At 65.7% G+C, this 18,530-nt stretch carries 19 protein-coding genes and 1 pseudogene; 8 read left to right on the top strand and 12 right to left on the bottom strand.

Going from position 1 to position 18,530, the window contains the following annotated elements; translation table 11 throughout:
• Positions 1–103 precede the first annotated feature (103 nt).
• From OHQ90_RS18400 to OHQ90_RS18390, 3 genes are all read left to right on the top strand, one after another.
• Positions 104–1,150, top strand: a complete 1,047-nt coding sequence (locus tag OHQ90_RS18400) for an alpha/beta hydrolase (protein ID WP_328412100.1) — start codon at positions 104–106, stop codon at positions 1,148–1,150.
• A gap of 397 nt (positions 1,151–1,547) precedes the next feature.
• The gene (locus OHQ90_RS18395; protein WP_328412099.1) at positions 1,548–1,757 is read left to right on the top strand and encodes an MBL fold metallo-hydrolase; all 210 of its coding nucleotides are present in this window, start codon (positions 1,548–1,550) and stop codon (positions 1,755–1,757) included.
• A gap of 312 nt (positions 1,758–2,069) precedes the next feature.
• The gene (locus tag OHQ90_RS18390; RefSeq protein WP_328412097.1) at positions 2,070–2,372 is read left to right on the top strand and encodes a transposase; all 303 of its coding nucleotides are present in this window, start codon (positions 2,070–2,072) and stop codon (positions 2,370–2,372) included.
• Between the two features lie 268 nt (positions 2,373–2,640).
• Here the strand turns inward: OHQ90_RS18390 and OHQ90_RS18385 are convergent, their stop codons facing one another.
• From OHQ90_RS18385 to OHQ90_RS18370, 4 genes are all read right to left on the bottom strand, one after another.
• The gene (locus tag OHQ90_RS18385; RefSeq protein ID WP_328412095.1) at positions 2,641–3,219 is read right to left on the bottom strand and encodes a hypothetical protein; all 579 of its coding nucleotides are present in this window, start codon (positions 3,217–3,219) and stop codon (positions 2,641–2,643) included.
• 175 nt (positions 3,220–3,394) lie between these two features.
• Positions 3,395–4,539, bottom strand: a protein-coding gene (locus tag OHQ90_RS18380; protein WP_442941243.1) for an IS3 family transposase whose coding sequence is annotated in 2 segments (ribosomal slippage) — positions 3,395–4,272 and positions 4,272–4,539 — 1,146 coding nt in all. Because the reading frame shifts where the segments join, the coding sequence is not laid out codon by codon here.
• Between the two features lie 598 nt (positions 4,540–5,137).
• Positions 5,138–5,422: a YciI family protein gene (locus OHQ90_RS18375; protein ID WP_328412093.1), complete on the bottom strand. Its 285-nt coding sequence runs from the start codon at positions 5,420–5,422 to the stop codon at positions 5,138–5,140.
• A gap of 69 nt (positions 5,423–5,491) precedes the next feature.
• Positions 5,492–6,319: a LysR family transcriptional regulator gene (locus OHQ90_RS18370; RefSeq protein ID WP_328412091.1), complete on the bottom strand. Its 828-nt coding sequence runs from the start codon at positions 6,317–6,319 to the stop codon at positions 5,492–5,494.
• Positions 6,320–7,182: 863 nt separating this feature from the next.
• On the opposite strand from OHQ90_RS18370, the gene OHQ90_RS18365 reads away from it, so the two are divergent.
• From OHQ90_RS18365 to OHQ90_RS18355, 3 genes and pseudogenes are all read left to right on the top strand, one after another.
• Positions 7,183–7,317, top strand: a complete 135-nt coding sequence (locus OHQ90_RS18365) for a hypothetical protein (protein WP_328412089.1) — start codon at positions 7,183–7,185, stop codon at positions 7,315–7,317.
• A 24-nt stretch (positions 7,318–7,341) separates the two neighbouring features.
• Positions 7,342–8,550: a group II intron reverse transcriptase/maturase gene (ltrA, locus tag OHQ90_RS18360; protein WP_328412935.1), complete on the top strand. Its 1,209-nt coding sequence runs from the start codon at positions 7,342–7,344 to the stop codon at positions 8,548–8,550.
• A 168-nt stretch (positions 8,551–8,718) separates the two neighbouring features.
• Positions 8,719–9,040: pseudogene (locus tag OHQ90_RS18355) on the top strand (helix-turn-helix domain-containing protein); the annotation flags it as partial.
• A 132-nt stretch (positions 9,041–9,172) separates the two neighbouring features.
• Here OHQ90_RS18355 and OHQ90_RS18350 read toward each other — a convergent pair.
• From OHQ90_RS18350 to OHQ90_RS18320, 8 genes are all read right to left on the bottom strand, one after another.
• Complete coding sequence (locus tag OHQ90_RS18350) at positions 9,173–9,847, bottom strand: GntR family transcriptional regulator (RefSeq protein ID WP_328412087.1); 675 nt, start codon at positions 9,845–9,847, stop codon at positions 9,173–9,175.
• Positions 9,848–10,031: 184 nt separating this feature from the next.
• Positions 10,032–10,121, bottom strand: a complete 90-nt coding sequence (locus OHQ90_RS39445) for a hypothetical protein (RefSeq protein WP_406229472.1) — start codon at positions 10,119–10,121, stop codon at positions 10,032–10,034.
• A 93-nt stretch (positions 10,122–10,214) separates the two neighbouring features.
• Positions 10,215–11,279 carry a proline racemase family protein gene (locus OHQ90_RS18345; protein ID WP_328412085.1) on the bottom strand — a complete coding sequence of 355 codons (1,065 nt, stop codon included), beginning with the start codon at positions 11,277–11,279 and terminating at the stop codon, positions 10,215–10,217.
• Positions 11,269–11,991, bottom strand: a complete 723-nt coding sequence (locus tag OHQ90_RS18340; protein ID WP_328412083.1) for an ABC transporter ATP-binding protein — start codon at positions 11,989–11,991, stop codon at positions 11,269–11,271. The genes OHQ90_RS18345 and OHQ90_RS18340 overlap by 11 nt, the downstream gene beginning before the upstream one ends.
• A gap of 2 nt (positions 11,992–11,993) precedes the next feature.
• The gene (locus OHQ90_RS18335) at positions 11,994–12,890 is read right to left on the bottom strand and encodes an ABC transporter ATP-binding protein (protein ID WP_328412081.1); all 897 of its coding nucleotides are present in this window, start codon (positions 12,888–12,890) and stop codon (positions 11,994–11,996) included.
• Positions 12,887–14,011 carry a branched-chain amino acid ABC transporter permease gene (locus OHQ90_RS18330; RefSeq protein WP_328412079.1) on the bottom strand — a complete coding sequence of 375 codons (1,125 nt, stop codon included), beginning with the start codon at positions 14,009–14,011 and terminating at the stop codon, positions 12,887–12,889. The genes OHQ90_RS18335 and OHQ90_RS18330 overlap by 4 nt, the downstream gene beginning before the upstream one ends.
• A complete protein-coding gene (locus OHQ90_RS18325) occupies positions 14,011–14,922 on the bottom strand; it encodes a branched-chain amino acid ABC transporter permease (RefSeq protein ID WP_328412077.1) in 912 nt (303 codons plus the stop codon). Before OHQ90_RS18325 ends, OHQ90_RS18330 begins: the two co-directional genes overlap by 1 nt.
• 95 nt (positions 14,923–15,017) lie before the next feature.
• Positions 15,018–16,172 carry a branched-chain amino acid ABC transporter substrate-binding protein gene (locus OHQ90_RS18320; RefSeq protein WP_328412075.1) on the bottom strand — a complete coding sequence of 385 codons (1,155 nt, stop codon included), beginning with the start codon at positions 16,170–16,172 and terminating at the stop codon, positions 15,018–15,020.
• 249 nt (positions 16,173–16,421) lie between these two features.
• Here OHQ90_RS18320 and OHQ90_RS18315 point away from each other — a divergent pair, with 249 nt between their 5' ends.
• On the top strand, positions 16,422–17,330 hold the full coding sequence (locus tag OHQ90_RS18315; protein WP_328412073.1) for a dihydrodipicolinate synthase family protein: 909 nt from the start codon (positions 16,422–16,424) through the stop codon (positions 17,328–17,330).
• A 144-nt stretch (positions 17,331–17,474) separates the two neighbouring features.
• Positions 17,475–18,503, top strand: a complete 1,029-nt coding sequence (locus OHQ90_RS18310) for an ornithine cyclodeaminase family protein (protein WP_328412072.1) — start codon at positions 17,475–17,477, stop codon at positions 18,501–18,503.
• Positions 18,504–18,530: the final 27 nt, after the last annotated feature.

Below are 18,530 nucleotides of genomic sequence, written 5' to 3'. Positions count from 1 at the left end.
CGACCGTTCCCTGCGTCGGATTCGGCCGTGCACGTGCGGGGTGGTGTGCCGGACTACACTTCGTCGGCAACGTTGCCGGGCAGTCGTATCGAGGGAGTTGAATGTGCTGCTTCGAGTAGTCGGTGAGGCCGAAGCGATGGTCGGTGGTGTGCTGGGCAGAGTGCTGGCGGTATCACCGAGGGTTTCCGATCGTCTGCCGGTGCGGCCTCCGGTGCTCGATGGCCAGCGGATGAATCCCCGACTGCACGTGCTTGCCACGGCGGGTAAACGCGACCTGCTTGCCCGTCGTGCGCCGACAACGTTCACCCGGGCAAAGCTCGACTGGCTGATGAGAGTGGTCACCACCGTGCGCACCGGACCGGTACGCACATCCTCGTGGACGATCGCCGGGCCTGCGGGACTGTTGGCGGCCCGCTTGTATCAGCCCGAGCGAGGGTCACGGTCGCTGCTGATGTTCGTGCACGGCGGAGGTTGGCACGTCGGCAGTGTCGCCGGTTATGAGAACACGCTGCGGTTCCTCGCCGACCGTGCCGGGGTGTCGGTGCTGTCGGTGGACTATCGACTGGCGCCGGAGCACCCGTTTCCCGCCGCATTCGATGACGTTAGCGCGGCCTTCCGTTATGCGGTCGACCACGCCGAACAGTGGGGCATCGACACCGGCCGCATCGGAATCGGCGGTGACAGTGCCGGCGGAAACCTCGCCGCGGCCGTCGCCCTCACGCTCGCCCCGGACGCGCGCTACCGGCCCGCAGTGGTGGCGTTGCTGTACCCGGCGCTGGACTGGACGCTGGATCGCTATCAGTCGACGACGCTGTTCACCGTCCCGCTCGACGAGGATTCTGTTCGTCGCGCGATGCGGTGGTACGCGCCGACCACCCACGCGCAGGAAGATCCGCGCTTTTCGGTGCTGTCCGGCGATTTGTCGGTCATGCCGCGCACCTATGTCGCGACAGCAGGCATGGACGTACTGCGTGATCAAGGTGAAACGCTGGTCACACGGCTGCGTGGTCTCGGTGTCGACGCCGAGCTGCGGCGATTCGACAACCTGCCGCATGGTTTCGCGAGCATGCTCGTCGACCCACAGGCCCGATCCGCGACCGGAGAGTACGCCAGGGCTGTCGGATCTATTCTCGCTCAGCGGGTTACCTAGTGAACGATGGCCTATGCCGGAATCCACCGGCGTAGCCATGGGTTGGTTCAAACCGCTCCGATAGGTAAACCAGCCAGACCCTCGCATGGCTCGACTGAGCAACTACCGGATTCGCGTGACGGCTTTACCAGCCGGTGGCGAATGCACGATATTCGGCTACTTAACACTACTTATCTGTGAACGGTGCGTCGGCGAGGTCTACGGCGGGGCGCTGCTCGGCGTCGAGCCGATCTCATGAATCCGAGGCACCACGGCGACCGGACTGCGGAAGATCCTCGTCAGCACCGACGAATTCCCAGTTGCCACAGCGAAATCCGTTGCCGCCACCGTAGATCTGACCGAACCGGATCCGGTGGAGCTCGCCTGCCGCACGGCGCGCTTCCTCGTCGATCCCGCGATGTGCGACAACGTCCATCGCCGAGTGCTGCCGCAGCTTCCCGCGCCGCTGCGGGCGGTCGTCACGCCGGACAAGCCAGTCCTCGGTCTCGCCGACGTTCTGGCGCAGGTCGGCCACACCGTCGCCGACATAGACTTCACCCTGCCCACCCATCTGCACTGGGACCATATTTCGGGCCTCGTCGAGCTCCCCGATTCGATCCCGGTGTAAACGGATGTGCTCGAGTACGAGTGGGCGCTACGCGGACCGAAGGCACCGTTCGGCGTCGCGCGGGGCCCTCTCCTCGGACGCAACTTCCAGTTGTACGAGTTGGACGGACCCCCGGTGCTGACCTTCGGGAGGAGCCATGACCTGTTCGGTGACGGATCGGTGGTCCTGGTCGACCTTCCCGGTCATACGCCGGGCAGTGTCGGCATTCTCCTTGCCCTGGGCGACCGCCGCCGCATCCTTCTCTGTGAAGGATCTGGGCCATGCCCAAGCGTTATCCGATCGAGCAGCGTGAGCGTGCGGTGAAGATGGTGAATGGACCGACTCGACGGGTATCCGTCGGCGTATGCCGCCTGCCAGGCGCTCGCTCCGAAACTCGGCGTCCACGCCGAGACGCTGCGTGTCTGGGTCAAGCAGGCCCAGATCGACACCGGCAAGGCTCCCGGGGTCACGACTGCGGAGCAGGTGCGGATCAAGGAACTCGAACGCGAAGTGCGAGATTTAAAGGAGGCCAACGAGATTCTGAAAGCGGCCTCGATTTTCTTCGCGCGGGAGATCGACCCCCCGTCGAATACGAAGCCGCCTACTACGCTCAACAACAGCCATCCCAGCCGGTGATGACTCAACCATGAAGCCGGCCGGAAAATCGAGACGGTTCAGTATATGTTTGGTAACGAGGCATTGGATGGCGAGGTCTAACCCTTCAGGAGCGGGCAAACAAGCACGATGATCGTCACCATTCAACGTGGCTGTCCAGGCACAACCAACTGTCAGAGACAGGACTGCTGATACAAGCAGCCCCATCATTTCCGCAGGTCGATCTGCGTGTTTAGCGCGTGTGTCCCCCTCCGGACACGACCACAATGCCCACGGGCGGTTGACCCTCTTACAGCGTGCGGCGTTGCTGTGACCAGTTTCGCTCACCAAGACGCTTGATTCGCCAATTCGGCAACGGGCGACGGGATTCCGTGGCGAGAAAGGTCATCATGTCGATCAGCATGCGTCGAACGTCCTGGATGGGCACGACCAGGTCTTCCCATTGTTCGTAGTTGGAGTGCACGCGGATCTGGTCACCAGCGATGCGCTCCAGTAAACAACTCTCCACACCCAGCTGGAGTTCGTCGCCGGCCTCGATCCGGAGCCATTGCAGGAGGACTGCCGATGCCGACCAGTCAGGTCCGCATTGGAAGACGATCTCCTCGGCTGCCCAGCACAACGCCTGCGGGGCGCCCGCAGGCGCCCTGATCACGGTGGTACCGAAGGCCGGGGCGACACTATGGACTGTCCCATCTTCACCCGGCACGGCGGCAGGGAGCTCTTCGAGGCCGAACACCCAAGTGTCACTCGCGGAGTGCTGCTGTTGATCAACGTCGCTCACCCGCACAAGAGTGCCAGATACCACCGGAGCGGCCCGAAAACGACGGAGCCCGAGCACGATCCAGAGCTCTTCGGTGAACTTTTCCAAACCGGCACTCAGCGTTCATGATGAGCCCGCAGAGGAGACTGACATCCTCTTCCTGTTCGGATCGTCACGCCCGTTGCGCCACTCACGCCCGGTGCGTTCGTGGACGCCGACCATCTGGCGAGTCCCCGATATCGAGTCCGCCCGGTAGTAGAGCCGGGTGGTATTCGATCCAGGTTCAGTTGATGTCGCAGGCCACGGGGTGGTGGGTGTGGCTGCAGCGGGCAGCGTACTCGGCCGGGGTGAGATAGCCCAGCGCCGAGTGACGGTGCCGCAGGTTGTGCTCGGTCTTGAAGTCGCCGATGACCACCCGGGCCTCGAGCAGGCTCGTCCAGTGGTTGCGGTTGAGGCACTCGGCGCGCAGCCGTCGGTTGAACGACTCGATGTAGCCGTTGTTCCACGGCGTCCCGGGCGGGATATAGGAGATACCCACCCGGTCGGCGCAGAACTGTTGCAGCGCTGCCGAAATCATCTCCGGCCCGTTGTCCATGCGCAGCACCAGCGGTGGGCCGCCTCGGGCGGTGAACACCTTCTCCAGCTCGGTCACGAGCTTCTCGGCGGTGATCGAGCGTTCCACGAGGTGCAGCACCGACTCGCGGGTGTGCTCGTCGATCATCGACGCGATCTTTACCGCCTTGCCGTCGACGGTCGAATCGAACTGGAAATCCAACGCCCACACCACTTTTGGTGCGTCGGCGTCGATCCTGGGCGCCGAGGAGGCGCCGGCCCGCTTGCGTGGTGAGTGCGCCCGCACCTGCAGCCCCTCGTCTTTCCACAACCGGTGCACCTTCTTCTTGTTCACCTCCCGGCCGTCGTCGTGGCGCAGCGCGGCCCAGGCACGGCGAAACCCATGGCCGGGATGTTTCGTGGCATAGGCGCGCAGCCAGGCCCGCAGATCGGCGTCCGGATCGGCCGGGGTCGCCGCGACCGGGATACGCCGGTAGGTGGCTCGGGCGAGCCCAACAACCTTGCACGCGAACCGTTCCGACAGGCTCTGAACTTCTCTGAGCATGTCCACGGCGCGGCGCTTGGCAGCCGGGCCTAGAATTTTCCCTTCGCAATCTCCCGCAACGCGTCCTTCTCCAACTCCGCATCGGCCAGCAGCCGCTTCAACCGCGTGTTCTGCTCCCGCAACTCCTTGAGCTCCTTGGCGGCGTCGGTGTCCATGCCACCGAACTGGCGGCGCCAGTTGTACAGCGTCGCCGCCGACACTCCCAACTCGGCCGCGATCTGTTCGCCGGTCTTGCCTTCCGCGGCCAACTCATCGGCGCGGCGCAGCTTGCGCACGATGTCCTCTGCGGAATGCCGCTTCCGACCAGCCATGTCACTCATCGTCCCTTCCAGCCCTCACCAGGGCCAACAGGACTCTAATATCAAGCGGTCTCATTCATTGGGGACGGGCCACATCTTCGATGCCACTTTGTTGCTGTGACCGAGTCTCACAAGACGCAGATACTCCACCCGCTCGGCCCGCAACTTCCTGGGCCCCTGTGGTTTCCGATCTACCCGAATCCTGAAGTCCATCGCGATCTCCCCTGAACTGGGGTGTTGCGACGACTCCTAGTACCCAAGAGGTCGGAAGGGGTTTTGTTGTCGGGGTGACAGGATTTGAACCTGCGACCACTTGACACAGGTTCCAATCTCGGCGACATGTCTCAGCGGACCTCATCACGCCTGGTCACAGCCCATGTGTGCAGACTGACATCGGCTCATCATTTCCCATCAGATCTGGGCAAATCCCATCAAAAGTGTGAGATTTTGGTGGGACGGATCGAATGACAGATCCGCACCCTACGCCTGGCCTCGCTCGTCGAGCGAGACATTCCGATCCTCCGCAGTACCCGCAGCGGAGGTCCGCGTTTCCCGAGACCCGAGACAGGCAAGCCTGACGGCTGCTACGTCGACGGCGTGAATCGCTTGGCTAGGTGGCAATCTGGGCGATGACCGACCGTGTCGGCTGGATCTCGGTGACCGTGTAGTCGGCCAGGCCCTCACGCAGGAAAGGGTCCTCGGCTATCACGGCGTCCAGATCGGCGCGATCAAGAGCCTGGGCGAGGATTACACCGCCGGTGCGGGGCACCTTGCGTCCGGACATCAGGAACGTTCCGGCAGCTAGTTGGCGGTCGATGTAGGCGTAGTGCTCGGGAATCCAGGCGTCGAGTTCATCGAGCGCGCCGTCCCGGTAGGTCAGATCGAGAACGAACATGCCGCAAAGCAAACTCCGCACGCACCATGGGCGTCCACGAGGCAACGCCTTGCACGGGTTATGCGTTGCCTAAGGGCGCAGGTCCGTGGCCAGCTGCGGCAACGCGAGGTGATGCGTATCACGCGGAAATACCAGACCCAGCCGCAACTTCGGCGCGTCAGAGGCCAACGGCCGCCACACCAGACCCCGCTCGTGCGCGCCGTCGCGCCGCGGGCGCAACCCCACCAAACCGGGATCACCGGCCAGCTCTGCCAGCGTGATCGACCGTCGCGCTGTGGCGATCCGCAACCGCGGATGCCAGCCATTGCGGTGACACACCTGCAGTACCGCGTCGTGATATCCCGAGGCCAGCTCCCGCCGGAACCACAACAGCTCCTCACTCTCCAGATCCGGCCAGCCCACGGCGCTGGCGGCCGCGAGTCGGTGCTCGGCACCGACCAGCACCCCCAATGGCTCCTCGGCCACCACAATCACGACCAAGCGCCTGGCCTCGACCGGTAGCGACACGATCCCGGCGTCGAGCACGCCCTTCCCCAGCAACTCCAACTGCGCATCGGTCTCCAGGTCCCGCAGCTCCACCCCGGCGCCAGCGCGACGGGCGGCCGCGGCGATCCGCGCCGGAAGATCCTCGACCACTCCCGCCGGCACCCCGATCGACAGCATCGGGTTCGCCGACGCCGCGGCGACCGCACGCACCCCCCGATCCACCGCCGCCAGCACCACCCGCGCCTCTGGAAGCAACGCCCGACCCGCCGCCGTCAGCGTCATCCCTGCCGCCGACCGCTCGAACAACTCCGCCCCCAGCTCCTGCTCCAACCCCCGGATCTGCTGACTCAACGACGGAGAACGCAATCCCAGCCCCTCCGCGGCACGGGTCAGATTGCCTGTCTCGGCCACCGCACAGAAATACCGAAGCTGTCGCAATTCCACCCCACCAGGTAACCACGACCATTCACGCCCGCACTCAGCGGCAATGCGCGGGAACTTGAATCCCCCCGGCGAGTCCGGAGACTTACGGGTGTGAGCGTCGCGACTTCACCGCGCAAGCACGGAATCGGTTGTGGTTGACCGATATTGAGCGCCACGAGGCGTTCCTGAACCCTGCGGTGCGGAAGGACACCGCCGCCGATCGGTCGCAGCCGATCGGTTGAAGCTGAGGACAGCTCGGCCCGTGGGATGACGGGTGCGGGTGGAAGCAGTCCTGACAACGACGGGACGGGCCAGTACTGCCAGATGGTCCGGGTCCGGCAAGCGAGACGGAAAGGCGTACGTGAGGAACCAGCGGCTGAAAGCCCCTCGAGAGAGCCACCAGCTCGAACCTGGCGGATCTGGGCTGGATAGCAGCGCGCACCCGAAAAGCGTTGGCTTACGGGGAACTCCTGGATCGGGTGATGTCGCCGGTCGGGAGGCCACGGGGAAGGTCTGCGGCGTAACCGTGGCGATGCTGCAGGGGCATAGCTGGGCGCCGACCCCGTCGAAGGGTTCGGGAGTGAACGTGGGAACCATCCCGGCGGTCCCCGACCCGGGCAGCAGCCAGCTGCTCGGTGGGAACGCTCATCGCCGGCCGATGCCGCCGGGGTGGGGCGGAGAACCCGTAGTAGTCCGAGATCGGGAAAGCCGGTCACATGGCGATGGGGTTCAGTGTGTTCGCAGCATCGACGCATCCTGGGAGGTCACTGGTGAATACCGGTGATCCGGAGCTGCTGGCCGAGGCCGAGTTCCGGGTACTCAGGATGCAGAAGAAACTGCACTGATGGGCGGTGGCCGATCCCGGCCGCCGTTTCGATGACCTCGCAAACCTCATCTATGACCCGGCGTTCCTGCTGGTGGCGTGGGCGCGGGTGCGGGGCAACAAGGGAGCGCGAACCGCCGGGGTCGATGGAATCGCACCGTGATCTGTCGGTTCCGACGCCGAGGAACTGCTGGAGCGTCTTCGAAACGACTTGAAGGCGAACCGGTTTGTTCCTCAGCGGGTGCGGGAGAAGGCGATTCCCAAGGCGTCGGGCAAGATTCGCCGCCTGGGTATCCCGACAACCGCGGACCGCGTCGTGCAGGCCGCGTTGAAACTGGTGCTCGAGCCGATCTTCGAGGCGGATTTCCAGCCGTGTTCCTACGGCTTCCGCCCGAAACGCCGGGCTCAGGACGCGATCGCCGAGATCCACTTTCTCGCAACACCGACCCGGAATTATGAGTGGGTGTTCGAGGCAGACATCTCGGCGTGCTTCGACGAAATCGACCACACGGCCCTGATGGAGCGGGTGCGTCGACGCGTCGGAGACAGGCGCGTGCTGGGCTGGGTGAAGGCATTCCTGCGGTCCGGGATCTTGACCGAACAGGGTCTGAACCGGGAAACGATCACCGGCACTCCCCAGGGCGGGATCCTCTCGCCGCTGCCGGCCACTATCGCATTGTCCGTTCTGGACGAGCACTTCGCGGCCCGGTGGGCCGCGCTCGGACCGTATTGGACACGCGCCGAACATCGCCGCGTCGGTATCCCGGTCATGAAACTCGTCCGCTACGCGGACGACTTCGTGGTCATGGTCGCCGGGAAACGCGGTGACGCCGAAGCGCTTTGGGATGAGGTCAATGCGGTGCTCGCTCCGATGGGTTTGCGCCTGTCGGAGGAGAAGACGAGAGTCTGCCACGTTGATGAGGGGTTCGACTTCCTGGGCTGGCACATCCAGCGCCGACCCTGGCGAAGCCGGATCGGCAAACGAGCCGTCTACACCTATCCGTCGAAGAAGGCACTCGCCTCCATCGTCGGCAAGGTGCGGACGCTGACTCGCCGCGCGAAACATCGAACGCTCGCGGACTTGCTGCGCCGTCTCAACCCGACGCTGCGAGGCTGGTGCAACTACTTCCGCCACGGGGTGTCGTCGCGGACTTTCGGATACGTCGACCACTTCGCCGTTTGGCGGATTGTCGGCTGGCTCCGCAAACGACACCTCGGGCTGAACATGCACACCTTGGTCCGGCGCTACCTGCCTGGTTGGCAGATCCGCGCTGGAGGAATCGAGATGTTCCGGCCCGAATCGGTCGTGATCGAGCGATATCGCTACCGGGGCACCAAGATTCCCACGCCATGGTCGAGCACAGCGGCAACCGGATCACCCGCTCCAGCGACATGAACACATGGAGAGCCGGATGCGGTGGAAGCCGCACGTCCGGTTCGGAGGGCGGGCCGCAGAAATCCACCGCGTCGAAAGACCGGCAGGGCGTTGCGGTCCGACCCCTACACCGAGCATCGCACTGCTTGGATTCAACTGGTCGTCGCAACACCTCGATCTCGGAGGTACATGTTGGCGTACGGCAAGCGGCAGTTGGAGGTTCGGGCGTATCGAGGGCAGATTCCGTCGCCGGGGAGACCGACGGTGGCGTGGCGTGAGGACCGGGTGCGGTTCTGGGCGGCGATCGCGCGTGGGGTGATGACCGAGGATGCTGCCGCGGAGGCGGGGGTGTCCTCGCCGGTCGGGTTTCGGTGGTTCCGGCATGCTGGCGGTGTGAATCCCCGTTTGTCTCGGGCAGTTTCGGGCCGGTACCTGCCATCGAGTGAGCGTGAGGATATCGCGTCATGCCGCGCAGGGTGCAGGCGTGCGCGAGATCGCGCGCCGCTTTCAGGACGTGTCACTACATTTCACGACCCAAATACCGTCCTGCTGATGACGCCGTCATCACGCGGTCAGCGCATGGATCGAGAATCCTGACGATGACCGCGTCATCATGTAGGGCACGCCGTCCGTCGAGTCCGATCTATTCAGCCCAGATGCCTCGGACGTGGCCGATGTGGCGGCGGATCAGCTGTTCGGCCGATTCCGCAGCTCCCTGTTCGATGAGATTCAGGATTTCCACGTGCTCGTGGGCGGAATGAATGAGCTGACCGCGTTCGGCGAGTGGGCGGACGCCATAGAGGCGGGAGCGGGAGCGCAGCGACCGCACCGTTTCGACCAACTCGTTGTTGCCCGCGAGGCTGAGGAGGCGGCAGTGGAATTCGGTGTCGATGGAGATGTAGGTGATGAAATCGTGTTCGGTCGCGGCCTTTTCGATGCCGAGGGCCAGGGTGCGCAGTTCGGCGAGCTGCTGGGGGGCGATGCCGGCGTCGGCGACCTTGCGTACGGTCGGGACCTCGATGAGCAGGCGGACCTCGACGAGGTTGTCCAGCTCCTGTTCGGATGGCTCGCGAATGCGAAAGCCCTTGTTGCGCACGGTTTCGACCAAGCCCTCCTTGGCCAGGTCGATCATTGCTTCGCGGACCGGAGTCGCGGACACGCCGAACTGTTCGGCCAGTCCGGGGGCCGAGTACACGACGTCGGGGCGCAACTCGCCGGTGATGATCGCCCCGCGCAACTTCTCGATGATCTCGTCGCGCATGCTCTTCCGGGGGAGGAACGACGTCAGTGTCGAGACCGGCGTATCGGTGGCGGACATCATTGCCTTCTTGTTGGGGGTGGGAGGAAGCGGCGACCGCGGGATCGGCCCGTGTGATCCGGGTCAGTTGCTATCGTACAAGCGAGACGGTCAGTGACATATCACATATTACGTGCGCCGTCGGGGACGGACCAAATCGCCGGGCGGGCGGCGTAGCGATCTGGTCCGCCGCGGGTCACGGAAGTCAGGATTCCAGGTCGTTCAGTTCCGAATGCCGGTAGCTGAAGCCCACATACACCACGAGGCCCAGCCACAGCCATAGCAGGAACCGCACCCAGGTGCCCCTGGTGAGAGGTGGCTGATCAACCAGACGGAACGCAGTCTCTTCAACATTCCCACCTGAAACCTCTCATAGGTCCGTGGATCCTCATCTGAGGATGAAGCCGGGAACCAGCGAGTCGCGCGGGTCCACGACAAAGCGGCTGTCTCCCAACTTGTGCGCCGTGCCGACGACCTCAGGCACGAGCGCGTCGTGACCGTCGGCCTGGACCCGCGCCACGGCCCGAGCACGGAATCTGCTGCCGACGATAGAGTCGTGGACCAGGACCTCACCATCGGCCAGACGTCCCTGGCTGGTCAGATGCGCGACCCTGGCCGCGGTGCCGGACCCGCACGGGGACCGATCGACCTCGCCGTCGGAGAACACCACGACGTTGCGCTGGTGCAGCGCACCCTCGGCACTGAGTCCCTCGAACGCCTGGGCGGCGGTCGCGTCGTCGGGGTCGACGTCCTCGGTGAACATCGTTGCGTAGACGCCGGACAGGCGCGGGTCGCTCGGGTGCTCCGCCGCGCGGGCGGCGTTGAGGCCATCCCGGATCCGGCGACCGGTCCGAATCAGGTCGGGCAGGTCTGCGGGGCGAACAGCCAGGCCGAGGTCCGCGGCGGACACCACGGCGTACATCGCACCGCCGAAGACGATGTCGCACGTGACGCGGCCACGGTCGGTCTCGACGTCGACACCGGTGGAGTGCACCCAGCTCGGGACGTTGACGAACGAGACGTGGGTGATCTCGCCCGCCTCGAAGGCAACGCGGGCGGTGACCCGCCCGGAGGGTACGTCGATCCGTACGTCGCGAGTGCCCTGCTCGAGTCGCGGCACGAGGCCGGACTCGACGGCCCACACACCCAGCGCGATGGTGCCGTGGCCGCACGCGGTGGAGAAGCCGTCCTTGTGCCAGAAGAGCACCCCGAGATCGGCGCCGTCGTCGTCGGGCTCGGTGACGAAGCCGCCGTACATGTCTGCGTGGCCGCGTGGCTCGCTGCACAGGAGCGCGCGGGCATACTGCACCTCCGGGCTCGCGATCCCCCGGACCCGCTTGTCCGCCACGGTGGCGCCCTCGAGCCGGACCGCTCCGTGGGCGACGATCCGGAACGGCTCACCGCCGGTGTGGTAGTCCACCGTCTCGAAGCTGAACGACATCTCAGGCGCCAAGGTAGGCCTCCACTACTCGGGGATTGGTCCGCAACTCCTCCGAGGACCCCTCGAGGCTGGTCACGCCCGCCTCGAGTACGTAGCCGCGGGTGGCCACGGTGAGCGCGGACCGGGCGTTCTGCTCGATGAGGAGTACGGCGGTGCCGCGCTCGTTGATGGTTCGCACGACCTGCATAATCTGGGCGACCATGAGGGGGGCGAGTCCCATGGACGGCTCGTCGAGCATGAGCAGGCGCGGCGCAGCGATCATCGCGCGCCCCATCGCCAGCATCTGCTGCTCGCCCCCGGACAGGGTGCCGCCGTGCTGGTTGCGGCGGTCGCGCAGCCGCGGTAGAAGCTCGTACACCTCCTGGATTCGCTCCTCGATCGCCTTGCTGTCACGGACGGTGTATCCACCGATGAGCAGGTTCTCGTGGACGCTGAGCCGAGGGAAGATCCGTCGGCCTTCGGGCACGTGGACGATGCCCATCTCGACGAGCTCCCAGGGCTTGGCTGCTGTGATCTCCTTGCCGAACGCCCTGATCCGTCCCGACGTCGCCCGCACCAGACCGGAGATCGTGGAGACGGTGGTCGACTTGCCAGCGCCGTTATTGCCGAGCAGCGACACCGTCTCGCCTTCACCGACCGTCAGCGACAGACCGCGCAGCGCCTCGACCCGTCCATAGTTGACCACGAGGTCCTCGACCTCGAGGACAGGGGTAACTGTGCTCACGACTAGCCCTTCTCGCTCGGTGCCGCGGTGTGATCGCTGAAAATCTCCTCGTCGGTGGCGGCGGCCACCGCTTCGGCCTCGGTGTGGGCTTCGGCGTCGTCGGTGCCCAAATAGGCCTCGACGACCCTGGGGTCGGTGCGGATCTGGTGGGGTGTGCCGTCCGCGATCTCCTTGCCGTAGTTGAGGACGACGATGCGTTCGGAGACCTCCATGACCAGGCCCATGTCGTGCTCGATGAGCACGACCGCGATCCCGAGGTCGCTGATGCGGCGCAGTAGGGCGAGGAGCTCCTCCTTCTCGTTGTGGTTCAGGCCGGCCGCGGGCTCGTCGAGCAGGAGCATCTTCGGTTCACGGGCCAGGGCCCGGGCGATCTCGACGCGGCGCTGCTCGCCGTAGGGCAGGTTGCGCACTTCGTGGACCCGGCTCCCGCGCGCTCCGACGAAGTCGAGCCAGCGATGCGCCTCGTCTGTCGCGGTTTGCTCGCTGCGGTGGTACCGGGGGGTGTGCAGGACGGCGTCGAGGGCGTTTTGCCGGATCCGCACATGCATCCCCGCGCGCACGTTGTCCAGGACGCTGAGGTCGCCGAACAGGCGCAGGTTCTGGAAAGTGCGGGCGACCCCGCGCGCGGCGATGACCGCGGGACGTTTGCCGGTGATGTCGCTGCCGTCGAAGGTGACCTGCCCGGCGGACGGCTTGTAGAAGCCGGTAATGCAGTTGAAGGCGCTGGTCTTGCCGGCACCGTTCGGGCCGATTACCGAGAGGACCTCCCCTTCGTGCACGTCGAAGGTCAGGCCGTTGACGGCAGTGACTCCGCCGAAGGCCACTGTCATGTCACGGACTTGGAGCAGCCCCGTGGCCGATGAGCCGTTCCTTGCCACCTCGCCGTGTGTCGCGGTCACGATGCGACCTCCTTTGCCGCCGTGCGGGCTCGTCGCTTCTCGATCCGCGACGGCTTCTCGTCGCCCCGGTGCGGCCAGATGCCCTGGGGGCGGAACAGCATCACGATGATGAGGAGGACGCCGAAGACGAGATAGCGCCAGTTCTCCGCTCCACGTAGCAGCTCGGGGAGCAGGGAGATGACGAGCGCGCCGACGACGACGCCGGGTGTTGAGCCCATCCCGCCGAGGACCACCGCCATGAGAATGAGCGCCGACCAGAGGAAGTTGAAGCTAGTTGGCGAGATCGCCGTCTGGTGCACCGCGAAGAGCACACCGGCGATCCCGCCGAAGATCGCTCCGGTGATGTACGCCGCGAACTTCACCCGGTAGGTGTGGATGCCCATCGCCTCCGCGGCGTCCTCGTCCTCGCGCACGAACCGCCAGGCCCGGCCCAGCCGCCCCTTGCCGAGCCGCGCGGAAGCCAACACCGCTGCTGCAACGACAGCGACGATGATCCAGTACGTCGTGATGTCAGAACGCAGGCCGAAGTCGCCGAAGTCCGGGATACCGAAGATCCCGTTCGGGCCACCCGTGACATCGAGGTTGTTCGCGGTGATCCGGATGATCTCGCCGAATCCGAGGGTGACGATGGCGAGGTAGTCACTGCGCAGTCGCAAGGTCGGGCCGCCGATCACCACCCCGCCGATGACGGCTGCGATCACGACGACTGGGATCGTGAGCGGAATGGGCCACCCCAGCGACGTAGTGAGGATGCCGGAGGTGTAGGCGCCGATCGCGAAGAAGGCGGCGAAGCCCAGGTCGAGCAGACCGCAGTAGCCCACGACGATATTCAGGCCGACCGCGAGCATCACGAAGATGAGCGCGTCCGTTGCGATCCGGATGCTGTAGGACGAGGAGTTGACGAACGGCAGCGCAACGGCAAGGGCCATCACGACCCAGCCGAACAGCGGGTGGCTGATCGCGCGGCTTACCGGCGTAGCACGGCCAGCTGCATCTGCGGGCGCGAGGCCGGAGCCGATGTGGCCGATCGTGGAGTTGCCGGCCCCGTCGACGGCTTGCACGAAGCCGGAGGGGGCGTCGAAGGCCCCGTCTCGGGCCGGGATCGAGTTATCGTTGCTCATCAGACCCGCTCCGTCACTCTCTCGCCGAGTAGACCGGTGGGTCGGACGGTCAGGAACAGGATCAGGAAGCCGAAGGCGAAGACGTCTCGCCACTCACTGCCGAGCGCGGCGGTTCCGAAGGACTCGAGCAGCCCGAGAACGACAGCGCCGAGAACGGCGCCCCGCAGGTTGCCGATGCCGCCGATCACTGCGGCGGTGAACGCCTTGAGGCCGATGGTGAAGCCCATGAGGAAGTCCACCTTTCCGTAATACGCGCCGGCCATAACTCCGGCCGCACCAGCCAGCGCCGAGCCGATGAAAAAGGTGCGCGAGATGACGCGGTCGACGTTGATGCCCATCAGCAGGCAGGCTTTCGGATCCTGCGAGATCGCGCGCATCGCGCGACCCGCCCGGGTCCTGTTGACGAGCTGGTCGAGGGCGATCATGAGGCCGACGGCGATCACCATCATGGCGAGCTGGGCGTAGGTGACCCGGGCGCCCAGCACCGACATGGCACCGTTGCCGAAGCCGACTGGATAGACACGCGGGTTCGGGCCGAACCCGACGGCGATGCCGTACTCCAGCGCGAAGCTGGCGCCGACCGCAGTGATCAGCACCGACAATCGCGGTGCTCCGCGCAGCGGCCGGTAGGCGACCCGCTCGAGGACGAGCCCCACGGTGCCGGTGACCAACATTGCCACCACCATGATCAGGACGAGTACGACGATCGAGGCGCCCGCGCCGAGCGAGCCGGCCGCCACGGTCAGCAGCGCATAGCCTGCGAAGGCACCGAGCATGTAGATGTCACCGTGGGCAAAGTTCAGCAGTTTGATGATGCCGTAGACCATCGAGTAGCCAAGGGCGACGAGAGCGTAGAACGAGCCGATGAACAGGCCGTTCAGGATCAGTTGGATGAGATATTGCAGGTCCATGGCACACTCCTAAATGCCGGAGCCGGCGGAGCCGGCAGGAGAGGGTGATGCGGCTGGCTCGCCGGCGCGGGCCATTGGCGCCAGCGAGCCGAGGGTCACTTGTTGAGCGCGAAGGTGTTGCCCTGGACCACGAGGATGCCGAAGCCGCCCTCGCTGAGGGTGTGCTCCGGGGTGAACTTGAGCTTGCCGCTGAAGATCGGGAACCCGTCGATCTTCTCCAGCGCGGCGATGATGTCGCTGCTCTTGGTCGAGTTGGCGTTCTTGATCGCCTCGGCTGCCACGCGCACGGCGTCGTACGACTGTGTCGAGTAGGGCCCGGGGTCGGCCTTGAAGGCGGCCTTGTAGTCGGCGATCCACTTCTCGCCACCAGCAATCGTTTGCGGCGTCTGCGTCATGGTCGCCAACACGCCCTGGGCGTTGGCGGCACCGGCGATGGAGATCATCTGCTCGTCGACGGATCCGTCCGCGACCATGATCTTGCCGGTGTAACCCGCCGCGCGAAGCTGCTTGATGAGCAGCCCGCCCTCTTGGTAGTAGCCGGTCCAGTACACGAAGTCCGGCTTCGCGTTGAGGATCGAGGTCACCGCAGCGGAGTAGTCCGACTCCCCCGCGGTCACCGACTCGTGGTCCACGATCTTGACCGATCCTACTGCCCCGAGTTTCTCCCCAGTACGGGTGCTGATGTCCTTGGAGTACGACGTGTTGTCGTCTGCCAGCGCGACGGCCTTGGAGCCGGAGGACTTGATGAAATCGACCGCCGCTTGGGCCTGCTGGGCACCGGTGCCGTTGAGCAGGAAGACATTCGACAGCTTGCTCTTGACCAGGTCGTTGGAGTTCGCGGCCGGGATGATCATCGGGACATCGGCCTTGTTGAAGATCGAGAGCGTCGGGAGGGTCGCCGACGAGCAGTAGCCGCCGACTGACACGGTCACGCCCTCCGTGACGAGCTTGGCGGCCGCCGACGCTGCTGTCCTCGGGTCACACGCATCGTCCTCGGCGACGAGCTCGAGCTTGCGGCCGAGCACACCGCCGGAGGCGTTGATCTCGTCGATCGCGAGCTGCGCGCCGTTCTTCATGTACGGCCCGATCGCGGCGCTGCTGCCACTCAGCGGCGCCGCCATGCCCAACCGGATGTCGCCCTTTCCGCCGTCACCTCCGCCGCCTGCCGCCAGACCGCCCCCACCACAGGCAGACAGGGTCAAAGTCAGAGCGACTGCCGCCGTGGCGCCGATCCACGTCTTACGAATCATGTGTATCTCCACTCCTGGTCAACGCCTCAGGCGTCAGGTCCGCGCTAAGCCACTGCGGTGTGACTCTGCTGGAACCGAGGCCTAGCGTAGAGACCGAATTCAGCTAGTGCAATAGCACATTGCATAAAATTCTCGCGGGAGGCAGACTGAAGCCGGCGACCCGGAGGCTAACCGACCAAGCCTCTTGCAAATCGCAGTGCAATATCACATTCTATTCGTGCGCAACCTTGATCCAGGAGACTTCACAACATGACCATCTCGAAAGAGAACCCCTGGCGCGGCCTCTACACCGCGACCGCACTGCCGTTCAACGACGACCTCAGCGTCGACTACGACGGCTACGCCAGGCACGTCGCATGGCTGGCCGCCAACAGCACCGACGGCGTGTGCCCGTCCGGCTCGCTGGGCGAGTACCAGACGCTGACCCCCGAAGAGCGCGCCCGCGTGGTCGAGGTGGCGGTACAGGCCTCGCCCGAAGGGTTCGGCGTGATGCCCGGCGTGGCGGCGTACGGCTCGAGGGAGACCGTCCGCTGGATCGAGCAGGCGGCCGAGGTCGGCGCCCAGTCGGTGCTGATGCTTCCGCCGAACATCTACCGCGCGGACCGTCAGTCGGTGCTCAACCACTATCGCGAGGCCGCCAAGGTCGGGCTTCCGATCGTGGCGTACAACAACCCTTACGACACCAAGGTCGACCTGACCCCGGACCTGCTGGCCGAACTCCACTCGGAGGGTCTGATCAAGGCGGTCAAGGAGTTCTCCGGCGACGTTCGCCGCGTCTACGAGATCCAGGAGCTGGCGCCGGATCTGGACATCCTCATCGGCTCCGACGACGTCGTGGTCGAGTTCGGCCTGGCCGGCGCGGTCGGCTGGATCGCGGGCTACCCCAACGCGATTCCCGAGGCGACCGCCAAGCTGTATCAGCTGGCAACCTCTGGCAACGTCGAGGACCTGAAGGCGGCCATGCCGCTCTACCGCGACCTGCACTCCCTGCTGCGGTGGGACTCGAAGACCGAGTTCGTCCAGGCGATCAAGCTGTCGATGGACATCGCCGGCCGCAAGGGCGGTCAGTGCCGCCCGCCGCGCAGCCCATTGACCGCCGAGCAGGCCGAGGCGATACGCCGCGACACCGAGGCCGCCCTGGCCAAGGGCTACCGCTGATCGTAACTGGGCGTGTCTGTCGATCCCATGCCATGGGGTAGCCAACCGGCATCGAGAGACACGCTCGGGGCGAGCAGCCCGGGATCACAGTCGAACGATCCCGTGTTGCTGATGAGGGGCGAGAGCCTCGGAGAGGAAGAGATCATGATGGCACCGAGTGGGCAGTCCACCGGCGCAGGTGGTCGTTGGACTGGTCTGACCCACCTCAGCGCAGTCGCCATCGCGGACCTCGTCGATGGACCCAGTGCGGTCCGCGTCCTCACCGAGGCTCTCGTATCAGGGCGCGTCGATCCCGAACAGGACAGCCCGAGGCTCTTCGCTCCCGCCGGGCCGGGCGCCGAGTTCCTGATGATGCCCAGCGCTACCGGCGGCGCGTCCGGGGTCAAGGTCCTCACCCTCGCGCCGGGAAACCCCCAGGACGGACACCCGAACATCCAAGGCGTCTACGTCTTGTTCGAAACCGAGCACCATGCGCCACTGGCGGTTCTCGACGCTGCGGAGCTGACACTGGTGCGCACCCCGGCCACTACGGTGATGGCCGCCCAACACCTCGTCGCCGCCCACCGCGGCGTAGACCCCGAATCCGCGGTTCGCGCACAGCGGGTGGTGGTCTTCGGCACCGGCCCGCAGGCTGAGCGCCACATCGCGTACCTCAACGCCGTACTGCACCCTGACGACATCGCCGTGGTGGGACGCCGCCCTGAAGGGGTAGACCGGCTCGTCGCACGGTCGGCCGCTCTCGGCGCTCCGGTCCGACCCGCCGACGCCGCGCGGGACCTGTCGCGGGCGGACCTCATCGTCTGTGCCACGTCCTCCCGCACTCCCCTCTTCGACGCCGACGACGTACCCGCCGATGCCGTGGTCTGCGCGATCGGCGTACACGGCCCCGACAAACGCGAACTCCCCGCGGAGCTGGTGCTCAATGCCGACGTCGTGGTGGAGAGCCGTGCCGCGGCGATGCGTGAGTCGGGCAACCTGCTCCTTGCCCGGCCGGCGACCGAGTGGGTCGCGGACGCCGAGCGAGGACGCCAGCTGGCCAACCTGGCCGAACTGGTGACTGGCCGCTTCACCCCGTCGCCCGGTCGCCCGGCGGTCTTCTCCGGAGTGGGCATGGCCTGGGAGGACCTGGTCGTGGCGCAGCACGCCTACGACCGCTACCGGCAGCGCGCGTGACGCACCAAAATCTCTGTCCACGTTGGA

The organism is Nocardia sp. NBC_00403, from assembly GCF_036046055.1.
Classification (GTDB): Bacteria; Actinomycetota; Actinomycetes; order Mycobacteriales; family Mycobacteriaceae; genus Nocardia.
Note: the sequence above shows the minus strand (reverse complement) of the source record. Positions and strands in the feature narration are given on the sequence as shown.